Here is a 12,391-nt window from a genome sequence, read left to right on the forward strand (position 1 = left end):
CGTGAACAGCCTCAGCCACGTGGTCGACACCTCGCCAGGCCAGGAGTCCAGCCGATGACGTTCCTCGAAGCGTCTGCCAGGGCGAGGGCCCTGCTGCCCTTCGCTCCGTCCGACCTCGGCGGACTTCCGGAAGGGTGGCACGCGGTCGTCTGGGACGGTACCGGGCAGGCGCCCGGCGGCAGCGATGTGGAGGCCGTCGAGTTCTTCGTCATTCCCTACACCTTCACCGGCGCGGCGCTGCCCGTGCTGCCGAGACTGCCCAGCCTGCGTGTGCTGCAGTCCCTGAGTGCCGGCGTCGATGACCTGCTGCCCCATCTGCCCGCAGGCGTCACTCTCTGCAACGCCCGCGGGGTTCACGACGCGAGCACGGCCGAACATGCGGTTGCGCTGACCCTCGCCGCACTCCGCGACATCCCGGATTTCGTCCGGGCGCAGGACGCACAGCGGTGGACCGACGGGTTCCACCCCGCGCTGGCCGACCGGACCGTCCTCCTGCTCGGCTACGGGGCCATCGGCACGGCCGTGGAAGCCCGGATGGCGCCGTTCGAATGCCGCATGCTGCGCGTCGCCCGCACGGCGAGGGAGACACCGAGCGGACAGGTGCACCCGCTGGCGGACCTGTCGTCGCTGCTGCCCGAGGCCGACGTGGTGCTGTTGACCCTTCCGCTCACCGACGCAACCCGGGGTCTGGTGGACGCGGAATTCCTCGCCCGTATGCGGGACGGCGCCCTGCTGGTGAACGTCGCCCGTGGCCCGGTGGTCGACACCGCCGCCCTGCTGGGCGAACTGCGGACCGGCCGGCTGGGAGCGGCACTCGATGTCACCGACCCGGAGCCGCTGCCGCCGGGGCACCCGCTTTGGACGTGTCCGAACACGCTGATCACCCCGCACATGGCGGCGACCACCTCGGCGTTCCGGCCCCGCGCGCTGGCACTGGTCCGCTCCCAGTTGGCGTGCTACGCAGCGGGGGAGCCGCTCGCAAACGTGGTCAGGGTGGCCTAGCCGCCCGGCGGACGGCCCGTCCGGATGTACGGGTCGTGCTGGACGTCGATGGCCGTGGCGATGAAGGGCCGTTCGCGGCGCAGGCCGCGCGTGAACGCCAGCGCCCAGGTGAGGATCGCACCCATGCGGTTGCGGTAGCCGGTCAGAAACGCGATGTGGATGAAAAGCCAGGTCAGCCAGCCGGGCAGGCCACCGAACTGCACGCGGCCGAAGCTGACCACCGCCTGTCCCCGGGAGATGTACGCTGCCGACCCCAGGTCGAGGTACCGGAAGGGACCGGGGTCGTCCTGCCCGGTGGTCAGCCGCCTGATCCGGTGTGCCGCGTACAGTCCGCCCTGCATGGCGACCTCCGCGACGCCTGGCAGCTCGTCCAGGCTCATCAGGTCGCCGACGACCGAGATCTCGGGGTGTCCCCGTACGGTCAGGTCGGGTTCGACACGGATGCGGCCTGCCCGGTCGCAGGTGGCCCTGGTGGCCTTCGCCAGCGCGCCGGCGAGGGCGGGAGCCTGCACCCCTGCCGTCCACAACACGGTTCCCGCGTCATAGTGGCTTTCGTTGCCCTGCCGGTCCCGGGCGATCAGCCCATCGGCGTCGACGTGGGTCACCAGGGCACCCATGTGCAATTCGACTCCGAGCGCCCGCAGAGTGCGGGCCGCCCTGGCGGCGAGTTTCGGTCCGAAGGCCGCCAGCGGCTTCTCGGCGCCGTCGAAGAGCAGGACACGGGCGTCCTCGGGCTCGATGGCGCGGAACTCGGACCTGAGAGTGTGCGTGGCCAGTTCGCGCAACTGCCCGGCGAGCTCCACGCCCGTCGGCCCCGCCCCGACCAGGGCGAAGGTGAGCAGGCGCCTGCGCTCGGCGGGATCCGCGGCCGTCTCGGCCTGTTCGAAGGCACCGAAGACCCGTCGCCGGATTTCCAGCGCATCGGCCAGGGTCTTCATGCCGGGCGCGAAGCGTGCGAACTCCTCGTGCCCGAAGTACGACTGATGGACACCCGCCGCGACAATGAGGTGATCGTAGGCAAACTCGATCTCCTCCCCGCCCGGCCGTCGGGCCAGCACCTTGTGGCCCGCGAGGTCGAAATCGAATACCTCGGCAAGTACCGCCTCGGTGTTGCGGTGGCGTTTGAACAGGTCACGCAGCGGCACGGAGATCTGTCCCTCGGACAGAATCCCGGTGGCGCACTGATAGAGCAGCGGCTGGAACAGATGATGGCCGGCGCGGTCGACGACAGTCACGTCGACATCTGCGTGGCGCAGCTCGCGGGCCGCGAACAGCCCGGCGAAGCCGCCGCCGATGATCACGACCTTCGGCCTGCTAGCGGTACGGTCCATGTCGTCGGGCCTGTCGTCGTTCAGCGGTAACTGTGCAGGTCAAGGGTATGAGCACGGCATCAGCCGGGCGAGCCGGACGCCGCGAATCACCCGAATAGGTCAACTCGCCGGAAATATCACCCGAAGCTACCTTTGTGTCGAGGTGGACGGTGGCGGGGGCGGACGCCTCGTCTACCCGGCAGGACCGGACCAGGACCCGAGGGCGGTGGCCGAGATGACCGAAGCGCAGCACTACGACGTCATTGTCATCGGTACTGGTGCGGGCGGTGGCACGATCGCCCACAGGTTGGCGGACACGGGAAAACGGATCCTCCTTCTCGAACGCGGCGACTATCTTCCGCGCGAACGCGACAACTGGGATTCCACCGCGGTCTTCGTCAAAGGGAAATATCGCGCTCCGGAATTCTGGTTCGACAAGAACGGGAACCGATTTCCGCCCGAGGTGAATTACTACGTGGGCGGCAACACGAAGTTCTACGGCGCCGCGCTCTTCCGGCTGCGACCCGAGGACTTCGGCGAACTTCGCCACCATGACGGCATCTCGCCCGCCTGGCCAGTGCGCTACGAGGACTTCGAGCCCTACTACACCCGGGCCGAACACCTCTACCTCGTGCACGGTCGGCACGGTGAAGACCCCACCGGCGGCCCCACCAGCGCTCAGTACGCCTACCCGCCGGTCCAGCACGAGCCCCGCATCCAGCAGCTCAGCCACGATCTGGAGAAGCAGGGGCTGCACCCCTTCCACCTCCCGATCGGGGTGAACCTCACCCAGGACGACCGGGGCCGGGCCGTACACACCAGCGCCTGCATCCGGTGCGACCGCGTCGACGGCTTCCCCTGCCTGGTCGGCGCGAAGTCCGACGCCCAGGTCATCTGCGTCGATCCCGCTCTCGAACACGCCAACGTCGAGATGATCACACATGCGGATGTGCGGCAGCTGAAGACCGATGCGACCGGCCGGAGTGTCACCACGGTCGTCGCCACAGTGGGGGACGGGGACCCCTCGACCGTGGAGTTCAGCGCCGACATCGTGGTCGTCGCCTGCGGGGCCGTCAACTCCGCAGTCCTGCTGCTGCGTTCGGCCAACGACCGGCACCCGCAGGGCCTGGCCAACAGCTCGGACGTGGTGGGCCGGAACTACATGCGGCACAACAACCTGGCACTCATGGCCGTGTCCAGAGAGCCGAACGACACCAAGTTCCAGAAGACCCTGGCGCTGCACGACTGGTACCTGGGATCCGACGACTGGGAATACCCGCTCGGCGGGATCCAGATGCTCGGCAAGTCCGACTCCGAGCAGATCCACGGTGAAGCACCCCGCTGGGCCGGGGCCGTGACCCCCGACATGCCCTTCGAGGTACTGGCCCACCACGCGGTCGACTTCTGGCTGTGCGGGGAGGACCTGCCCACCCCCGACAACCGGGTGACCCTGGACCGGGACGGCGGAATCCACCTGGCCCTCGACGAGAAGAACAACATCGCCGGGCTGGAGCGGCTGCGGCACAAACTGCAGGACATGCTGAGCCACTTGGGCATGCACGAGCACCATCTCCTGTCGCGCAGCATCTACCTGCACAAGGGCATGCCGATCGGGGCCACCGCGCATCAGGCGGGCACGGTCCGCTTCGGCACCGACCCCGCAAGCTCGGTTCTGGACGTCAACTGCAAGGCCCACGACCTCGACAACCTCTACGTCGTCGACACGAGCTTCTTCCCGAGCATCGGAGCGGTGAATCCCTCCCTGACCGCGATGGCCAACGCCCTGCGCGTCGGCGACCACATCGCGGAGCGACTTCAATGACCCCGGCCCATCCGGCCGACAGCAGCACCCGGCACCGTACGCCGCAGGAGCGAGCCGCCCTCGGCAAGGCTGCCCGGACTTCCGTACCCCGCTCCGGCCACGCCGAGTTCGCCCCCGGCGAGAAGCGCCCCGACCCGGTGGACGTCATCGAAGCGCAGTCGGCGATGAGGGTGCGCGAACTCGTACCGATCCGCTACGGGAGGATGATTGAGTCACCGTTCCGCTTCTACCGGGGTGCCGCCGCCATCATGGCCGGGGACCTGGCCGGCACCCCCCGGTCCGGGATCACGGCGCAGCTGTGCGGCGACGCGCACCTGCTGAACTTCCGGCTGTTGGCCTCGCCCGAACGCCGCCTGATGTTCGACATCAACGACTTCGACGAGACACTGCCCGGCCCGTGGGAGTGGGACGTCAAACGGCTGTCCGCCAGTCTTGTCATAGCCGGGCGGGCCAACGGCTTCAGCGTGACGGAACGCGCCGACGTCGTGAGTGCGGCGGTGCGTTCCTACCGCGAGTGGATGCGGCGTTACGCCAAGTCGAGCAATCTCGCCGTGTGGTACGCCCAGTTCGAGGAGGACCGGGTGTGGACTCAGTACATCCGGGACATGAGCGAGCGGGCCCGCGACATCTGGGCCCAGTCGGTGGCGAAGGCACGCACCCGGGACACCCTCCAGGCTTACGCCAAGCTCACCCACGTCGCCGACGGGAGGATCCGCATCGCGCCGGACCCGCCGCTGATCACCCCGCTCCGGGACCTGCTTCCGGATGACGAGCGAAGCACGCTGGAGAAACAGCTCCGCAGGCTGCTCGAACGCTACGGAAAAACCCTCCAGTCGGACCGGCGGTTCCTGCTGGAGCAGTACCGGATCGTCGACCTGGCCCGCAAGGTGGTCGGGGTCGGCAGCGTGGGGACCCGTTGCTGGATCGCCCTCCTGCTCGGCCGGGACGACAAGGACCCGCTGCTCCTGCAGGCCAAGGAGGCCGACGCGTCGGTACTGGCGCCCTTCGCAGGCGCCAGCCGGTACCGGTCGCAGGGTGAGCGCGTGGTCTCCGGCCAGCGACTCATGCAGGCCACCAGTGACATCTTCCTCGGCTGGGAACGGGTCGACGCCATCGACGGCCGCCGACGGGACTTCTACATAAGGCAGTTGCGCGACTGGAAGGGCATCGCCGAGCCCGCGGCGATGCTCCCTCCCGGATTGCGCACCTTCGGTGAGATGTGTGGTGCCACACTGGCCCGCGCGCACGCCAGGTCGGGTGACCGGATCGCCATCGCTTCATATCTGGGTGCCGGTGACGTCTTCGACCGGGCGCTGGTGACGTTCGCGGAACTCTACGCCGACCAGAACGAAAGGGACCATCAGGCACTCGTCGACGCCGTCCGTTCGGGACGGGTGGCGGCAGAAGCGGCCTGAGGAAGAGGCCCTGTGCACCGCGCGGATCAGGACGCCGCAGACTTCAGAGGCGCCTCGAGTACCTGGTCCGAACCGTCGGGCTGGTCGCCGTTGTGGTCCGTGTTGGACGTGAAGATCCACAGCGCATCCCTGCCCGGAACCTTCTGGACGGCCCGGAGACGGCCGTACTTTTCCTGGTAGTACGCCACCGGCGTGCCCACATTGGTGTCGCTGACCGGGATGCGCCACAAGCGTTTGCTGCGCAAGCCCGCCATGTAAAGACTGCCGTCGGCGTAGGTGAGGCCGCTCGGGGAAGCGTCGCTGACGGGCCAGGTCGCCTTGGGGTTGGTCATCCCTGCCGTGTTGCAGGGTCCGACGCAGGTGGGCCAGCCGTAGTTCTTGCCGGGCTCGATGAGGTTGAGCTCGTCGTTGGAATCGGGGCCGAGCTCGGACGCCCACAGATGGCCCGCGGCGTCGAACGCCAGGCCCTCCGGGTTGCGGTGCCCGTAGGAGTAGACGTACGTGCCGAACGGATTGCCCGGCGCGGGCTTGCCGTCGGCGGTCATCCTCAGGATCTTTCCGTTGAGGGAGTTCTCGTCCTGAGCGAGCTCCTGCTGGTGTGCGTCCCCGGCCCCCGCATAGAGGTAACCGTCCGGGCCGAACACCAGTCCACCGCCGTTGTGCCAGTCCCCCCACTCGATACCGGCGAGCAGCACACGGTAGTCACTGAGCGTCGACCCGTTGTACGTCATCCGCGCGATCCGGTTGCCCTCGCCGGCCGTGTGGAACACGTAGATGAAGTGGTCCTGCTGCCAATGCGGCGACACGGCGATGCCCAGCAGACCGTCCTCCTGCTTGGTGGTCACCGTCTCCGGTACGACCCCCACCAGGATCCTTTCTCCGGCGGGGGTGAGCCTGAAGATCTTGAACGTCTCGCTCTCGGTGACCAGAGCGGAGCCGTCCGGCAGCCAACTGACGCCCCAGGGTGTGGTCCAGCCGGTCGAGATGCTCTTGGCGTCGCCGGGTTCCGTGGACGCAGGCGAACCCGACAGCCGGGACGCGCTGCTTCCGGGCTCGGCGAGGACGAGCAGTCCCGCGACCATGGCGGCGACAGCGGTTGCCGCACGCAGCGGCCTCCTCCTCGGCGGCCTTCGGGAAAATGTGACAGTGGACACGACGCATCCTCCAGGCGGAAATGGCATGTTCACCCGGAGAGTAGGTCGGCCCCGCCGGAGGCTGCTTCGGACAGGCCCGACAGGTCACCCGTTCGGCCGCCACCGGTTGCCACACCCTCAGCGGCTCCGGATGCTGCGGTGAGGACCTCACCGTCCACCGGAAGGAGAGGCATCATGCCGAACGAAGCCATGGAAGCCACGAGCGGTCCCGAGCGGGAAGCCCGCACCGAAGCAGCCCCGCGCACAGCCGAAGCGGCCTGGGAGCGACCCGACTACGCGGTCGTCGATACCGCCCTGGAAGTCACCGCGTACTCACTGGCCACCCGTTAGGGCGATCACGGACGTGATCCTCGGGGTGCCGGCCCCAGTGGGCATCGAGACGGCCTCCGACGGAAGGAGAACAGCCATGATGGCTGCGGGGGCTCGGCGGCCGTGGGCGCGCGAGGAGTTCGAGGAACGGCTGCGGGCGGTGGCCGAAAAGCGCTACCACGACCGTCATCCGTTCAACATCCGCATGCACGAGGGCCGGCTGAGTCCGGCGGAGCTCCGGCGTTGGATCACCAACCGTTTCCACTACCAGCGGCACATCCCGGTCAAGGATGCCCTCATCACCGCCAAGTTCGACTCCCCGGACCTGCGGCGCATGTGGCTGCGCAGGATCGAGGACCACGACGGCCGTGCGGAGGGCGAGGGCGGCATCGAGCGGTGGCTGCGGCTGGGCGATGCCGCCGGCCTGGACCGGACCGTGCTGCTGTCCGGCAGGGACGTGCTGCCCGGGGTACGGCTCGCCGTCGACGGATATGTCAACTTCTGCCGGCTGCGGTCACCGCTGGAGGCGGTCGCCGCATCCCTGACCGAACTGGCGGCTCCGGACCTCATGGAGCGGCGCATCGCGGCCTTCGAGCGGCACTACCCGTGGATCGACCCCGACGGCCTGGCCTACTTCCGCACACGTGTCCGGCAGGGGCGACGGGACAGCGGAGAAGCGCTGCCACTGGTCCTGAAGTGGGCGCGCAGCAGGGCCGAGCAGGAGCAGGCGGTGGCGGCGCTCGCGTTCAAGTGCGACGTCCTGTGGTCGCTGCTGGACGCCGTGGACCTCGTACCGCAGGAGACCTGCTCGTGACGGCGGGAGCCGCGCCGCACTGGCGCCCCAGACTCGCCCCTGCCGTAATGCTGCGCCACGACCGAGTGCGCGGCACGGATCTGCTGGTCATGCCGGAACGCGTGGTGGTGCTGACCGGGCAGGCCGGCACCGTCCTCGGCCTGTGCGACGGTGAGCGCGACGTCCGGCGGATCGTCGGCGAACTGGGGGCACGCTTCCCCGGATCCCCGGTGGCCACCGACGTCCCGGTGTTCCTCGGCCGGTTGCGGGCCGAGGGCTGGCTGCGGTGAGCCGCGTTCCACGGCCCTGGGCCCTGCTCGCCGAGCTGACGCACGCCTGCCCGCTGCGCTGCCCGTACTGCTCCAATCCGCTGGAACTGACCCGCCGCTCACGTGAGTTGTCCACGGACCAGTGGGTGGACGTGATGCGACAGGCCGGGGATCTGGGCGTGGTCAGCACCCATCTGTCGGGCGGAGAGCCACTGTTGCGGGACGGCCTTGAGGCGATCGTCGCCGCGGCGGACTCGGCGGGGATCCACACGCAGCTCATCACCAGCGGGCTGGGACTGGACCGCGCCCGGCTGGCCGGGCTTCTGGCGGCCGGACTGCGCAGCGTACAGCTGTCGGTGCAGCACGCGGACCCCGGCTCCTCCGACCGGATCGCGGGGCGCCGGTCGTTCGCCGCCAAGGAACGCGCGGCAGCGCTGATCCGGCAGGCAGGCCTTCCCCTGGGGGTCAACGTCGTCCTGCACCGCGACAATCTCGACGTGATCGACGCCCTGGTGAGACTGGCGCTGGAGTGGGGGGCGGACCGGATCGAGCTGGCGAACGCCCAGTTCTACGGCTGGGCCCTGCGCAACCGCGCCGCACTCATGCCGAGCCGCGAGCAGCTGCGCCGCGCGTCGGAGACCGTGGCACGGTGGCGGGAGCGGCTGGCCGGCCGCGCCGAACTCGTCTGGGTGGTACCGGACTACGTCGACGGAGTCGCGAAACCGTGCATGGGCGGCTGGGGGGCCGTGTCGCTCACCGTCACTCCGGACGGCACCGTGCTGCCCTGTCCGGCCGCGGCGACCCTGCCCGGCCTCGATCCGCCCAACGTCGCGGACCGGCCGCTCGCGTGGATCTGGGAGCACTCCGGCGCCTTCGACCAGTACCGCGGCACGGACTGGATGCAGGAACCGTGCCGCAGCTGCCCGCGCCGGGACGAGGACTTCGGCGGCTGCCGCTGCCAGGCTTTCGCACTCACCGGCGACGCCACCCGCACCGACCCGGCGTGCCGCCTGTCCCCGGACCACCACCTCGTGGAGAAGGCGGTGGCCGCGGAGGGAAGCGGGTCCGGCTATGAATACCGGGCGTACGCGGACCGCAAGACGCGCTGACGACACGCGAAGGATCAGATCGCCATGACGGCATCGCAGTCGGGGCAGACGAGGGACGTGTACTCGGCCGGGTACCAGGGAGCCCCAGGGTGCTCGGACGGCTTCCCATGGGCCTTCTCCATGGCGAAGGTGTCCTTGCCACAGAGGGTCCGCGGTCCGGCGGCATCGGGCCTGCCAGGGGCGGCCGGCGCGGCGTGCACCCGGCGGGGGAGCCGTTCCGCACCGGGCGAGCCGGCCGCGGAGGTATGCGCCGCCACCGGCTTGTCGAGCTCGTACACGACGACGATCTCGCTCATGTGTCCACGCTAGGCGCTTCGCGGCCGAGCCGCCGCGCAGCCGCGGTCACCCTCGTCCGGCGCCGGGGAGGGTGAGTTCACGGCCACGGTAGAAGCCCTCGCTCTCCTCGACGACGTAGGGGGCCATGGCCGCCCGTCGCTGCGCCTCCGAGTCCGAGGTCCGCCAGGAATCGCACGCCTCCTGGGACTCCCAGAACGACACCCCGGTGATCTCCTGCCCGTCTCGGGACCAGTACGCGAAAGCGCGGAGAAGCCCCTTTGGGGCGGGGGCCGGGCGCCAGGCCCGCTCGAACTCCTCCAGCGTGCCCTGCTGAAGGCGGCGCGTCGTCACCCAGACGTAGTGCTCCTGCATTGCGGCTTCCTTCGTAGTACGCGGCTCGGCTTGCCCCCTCCCAGATTCACCGTAGGTCCGATGCGCCACTTCTGCCGCCCGGCGATCGCCGGTCAGGGGGTGAGGCACATGCCTGCCGCACCGCCGACCGGGTCAGCGCGTCTTGGACTCCCATGTGAAGACGAGCCGGCTGTGCGGCTTGTCGAGGATGTAGCCGTGGGGCAGCTCACGGTCCGGGCTCTCCGCGGGGTGCACCTGCAGTCGGGGGGTGGTGGAGCGAGCGTCGCGGTCCCACGCGATGACCAGGTCGGCCATCGCGTCGGCGAGGGCGCCGGCGTGCGGGCCGTAGGCATGGACGCCGAACTCCGACAGGCTGGGGCCGGAACCATCGGCGGACAGTGTGCGGGTGAGGAGATGGGCGAGGGAGTCGTCGCGGACCAGGGCGGCGGCGTCCCAGCCGCGGGAGCGGTGGAGAACGCCGGTGTCGAGGTCGGCGTCGACGGCGAGGCGGGCGAACCCGTCACCGAGATTGTTCGCCAGCCACAACAGCAGCATGTCGAAGTGCGCGTCGCCGGGAATGGTCACGCCGGTCCAGCGTTCGGTGCGGGGCATGTCGAGGGCGGCGTCGAGGCGGCTGGTGCCGGCAGGGGTTCCGTCGGCGAACCGTACGGTGATCTCTCCATCGCGGAGCCGGGTGACGACGTCGTCGCGGTAGCCAGGACCCTGCAGAGGCACGAACCCGCACACGGTGTAGCTGTCCGCGATCAGTACTGCGCCGCGTTTGGTGAAGGGCATGGTCCACGTGTGGCCGTGGATGCGCAACGGGACCACGAGACGGCCGCCCTCGGCGAGGCAGTCGACCCAGGCGGGCGGAATGTCGCGGGCCTCGACGGTCACGACGAGGGCAGCCACGCTCCCGGGCTCCCTGAGATGTGCCGGAGCCTGCTCACCGTCGCCGAGGTGGACGCGTACCTGGTGGTAGCCGGTCTCGGTGAGAAAGCGGCGGGCGCGATCGGTGACCCATGGGTCGATGTCGATACTGATCACGGTTCCATGAGGGCCGACGACCTCCTGAATGAGGGCGGCGTTGTAGCCGCCGGAGCCGATCTCGAGCACGGTGTCCCCGGGGCGCAGGGCGGCGTCACGGATCATCTCGGCCTGCAGCCAGGGTGCCGACACGCTGCTGGTGGGCGCCCCGTGAGCGGAGCGCTTGGTGACCGGAGCCCGGTACGCCTCATGGGCCTCCTCCAGCGCCACACCGGGCAGGAAACGGTGACGTGGCACGCGCCGGACGGCGGCCTCGATCGTGCCGCCGGCGTCCATCCGGCCGTCGGCCAGCAGCCGGTCGGCCAGGGCCTGCCGCAAGCGTGCCGCCTCCAGGGCCTGTTGGGCGGGCTCGGGTACTTCGGCGGGCGCGATCGGGTAGCGGTGGACGGGCGGCAGGCCGGGCAGCAGGCCGGGCCAGACGGTGTCGATGACATGCGCGCTCGGGGTGAACAGCGGCTGGGCGAGCGCGGGCAGGTCGGCGGGCTCGTGCCACTCCCAGCGGCTCATCAAGTGCGGCTCGGTCACGGCCGGTTCGCCGCTGTAGGTGGTGACGCGAACGGCGGCCGTCATCCGGGGAATGCCGTGGACGGAATCCATCAGGAGCGCCAGCAGCCGTACGTCAGCAGGGTCCGCCCGCAGCCCGGTCTCCTCCTCCAGCTCCCGGACGGCGGCGTCGAGGAAGTCCTCGTCGCCGTCGTTCTTGCCGCCGGGCAGCTCCCACACACTGCGCCGAGCCGACCAACCCAGCAGGATGCGCCCCGCGGGGTCGGTGACGACGACGCCGGCCCCGGTGAGGGCGTGCGGGGAAGGCCGCCCTTTGTCGGCGCAGGTGACCCGCGTGGGGGCCGGGTCACGCAGGACGACGAAGGCGAGCCCGTCCGCGTCGTGTCGCTCGGCGACCGTCCAGCCTTCCCGCAGCAGACAGATCTCCTTCTCGTCGAGGGCGATGTCCTGCCGGCTGTCCGGCGCGGCCTCGGTGACGGGTGTGATGATGCAGAGGGTGCCGCCGGGGCGCAGTCGTTCGCGCAGGCGGTTGATGATGCGGGTGCGGTCGCGGACGAAGGCCCAGCTGAGGCGGAAGGTGATGAGGTCGTAGGCGGGGTGGGGCAGGTCGTCGAGGCCGTCCCGGTCGATGTCGGCGAGCCGGTAAGTGACCGCCGTGGCCGCGGTGTTCTGGGCTTCGGCATGGGTGAGGGCGGCGGGGGCGTAGTCGATGGCGTCGACCTGGTAGCCGGCGGAGGCGAGGTGGCGGGCCAGTTCGCCCAGCCCGCAGCCGACATCGAGGGCGCGGCCGCCCGGGGTGGCCGGGGCGTGCTCGGCGAGCAGCCGGCGCTCGGCGTCGCCGAGGGGACGGAAGCTCTTGCCGCTCGCGTAGTGCGAGTCCCACTCGTCGGGCGTGGTGTGTCCCACCTGGAGGGCTCCCTGTCTGGTCGAAGTGGCCAGGGCCGCCGGCCGTTCCGTCCGGAGCCCGGGTCTGCCCCGCGTCGCCCGGGCCCGTCCGTGGGCACGGCGACGAGGGGCGAGACGACCCACG

General features: G+C 70.0%; 12 protein-coding genes. 7 read left to right on the top strand and 5 right to left on the bottom strand.

The annotated features are described in order from the left end of the window. Positions 1–54 precede the first annotated feature (54 nt). Entirely contained in the window at positions 55–1,002 is a 948-nt protein-coding gene (locus tag Q8A52_RS14600; protein ID WP_316751938.1) for a 2-hydroxyacid dehydrogenase, read from the top strand. On the opposite strand, the gene Q8A52_RS14605 is transcribed toward Q8A52_RS14600, so the two are convergent. Continuing rightward, complete coding sequence (locus Q8A52_RS14605; protein WP_316751940.1) at positions 999–2,333, bottom strand: NAD(P)/FAD-dependent oxidoreductase; 1,335 nt, start codon at positions 2,331–2,333, stop codon at positions 999–1,001. The two genes, Q8A52_RS14600 and Q8A52_RS14605, sit on opposite strands and share 4 nt — an antisense overlap. Positions 2,334–2,547: 214 nt before the next feature. Between Q8A52_RS14605 and Q8A52_RS14610 the strand changes: the two genes are divergently transcribed. Both Q8A52_RS14610 and Q8A52_RS14615 read left to right on the top strand, forming a co-directional pair. Then, a complete protein-coding gene (locus Q8A52_RS14610) occupies positions 2,548–4,134 on the top strand; it encodes a GMC family oxidoreductase (RefSeq protein ID WP_316751942.1) in 1,587 nt (528 codons plus the stop codon). Beyond that, positions 4,131–5,549, top strand: a complete 1,419-nt coding sequence (locus Q8A52_RS14615) for a DUF2252 domain-containing protein (protein WP_316751944.1) — start codon at positions 4,131–4,133, stop codon at positions 5,547–5,549. The genes Q8A52_RS14610 and Q8A52_RS14615 overlap by 4 nt, the downstream gene beginning before the upstream one ends. Before the next feature lie 26 nt (positions 5,550–5,575). Here the strand turns inward: Q8A52_RS14615 and Q8A52_RS14620 are convergent, their stop codons facing one another. Then, positions 5,576–6,631: a PQQ-dependent sugar dehydrogenase gene (locus Q8A52_RS14620; protein WP_316751946.1), complete on the bottom strand. Its 1,056-nt coding sequence runs from the start codon at positions 6,629–6,631 to the stop codon at positions 5,576–5,578. Between the two features lie 246 nt (positions 6,632–6,877). Between Q8A52_RS14620 and pqqA the strand changes: the two genes are divergently transcribed. The 4 genes from pqqA (at position 6,878) to pqqE (ending at position 9,183) form a co-directional block, all read left to right on the top strand. Further along, positions 6,878–7,033 carry a pyrroloquinoline quinone precursor peptide PqqA gene (gene pqqA / locus Q8A52_RS14625; protein ID WP_316751948.1) on the top strand — a complete coding sequence of 52 codons (156 nt, stop codon included), beginning with the start codon at positions 6,878–6,880 and terminating at the stop codon, positions 7,031–7,033. 76 nt (positions 7,034–7,109) lie between these two features. Beyond that, positions 7,110–7,826, top strand: coding sequence for a pyrroloquinoline-quinone synthase PqqC (gene pqqC, locus Q8A52_RS14630; RefSeq protein WP_316751950.1), 717 nt, complete (start codon positions 7,110–7,112; stop codon positions 7,824–7,826). Further along, positions 7,823–8,095 carry a pyrroloquinoline quinone biosynthesis peptide chaperone PqqD gene (gene pqqD, locus Q8A52_RS14635; RefSeq protein ID WP_316751952.1) on the top strand — a complete coding sequence of 91 codons (273 nt, stop codon included), beginning with the start codon at positions 7,823–7,825 and terminating at the stop codon, positions 8,093–8,095. The genes pqqC and pqqD overlap by 4 nt, the downstream gene beginning before the upstream one ends. Further along, positions 8,092–9,183 (top strand): pyrroloquinoline quinone biosynthesis protein PqqE, encoded by a 1,092-nt coding sequence (gene pqqE / locus Q8A52_RS14640; protein WP_316751954.1) that lies wholly within the window; start codon positions 8,092–8,094, stop codon positions 9,181–9,183. Before pqqD ends, pqqE begins: the two co-directional genes overlap by 4 nt. Before the next feature lie 14 nt (positions 9,184–9,197). Here pqqE and Q8A52_RS14645 read toward each other — a convergent pair whose 3' ends face one another. From Q8A52_RS14645 to fxlM, 3 genes are all read right to left on the bottom strand, one after another. Beyond that, entirely contained in the window at positions 9,198–9,479 is a 282-nt protein-coding gene (locus Q8A52_RS14645) for a hypothetical protein (RefSeq protein WP_316751956.1), read from the bottom strand. Positions 9,480–9,525: 46 nt separating this feature from the next. Continuing rightward, positions 9,526–9,831, bottom strand: coding sequence for a hypothetical protein (locus Q8A52_RS14650; RefSeq protein WP_316751958.1), 306 nt, complete (start codon positions 9,829–9,831; stop codon positions 9,526–9,528). Positions 9,832–9,963: 132 nt separating this feature from the next. Then, positions 9,964–12,267, bottom strand: coding sequence for a methyltransferase, FxLD system (gene fxlM, locus Q8A52_RS14655; RefSeq protein WP_316751960.1), 2,304 nt, complete (start codon positions 12,265–12,267; stop codon positions 9,964–9,966). Positions 12,268–12,391: the final 124 nt, after the last annotated feature.

The sequence above is a fragment of the Streptomyces herbicida genome, from assembly GCF_032656585.1.
In the GTDB taxonomy this organism is placed as follows: domain Bacteria; phylum Actinomycetota; class Actinomycetes; order Streptomycetales; family Streptomycetaceae; genus Streptomyces; species Streptomyces herbicida.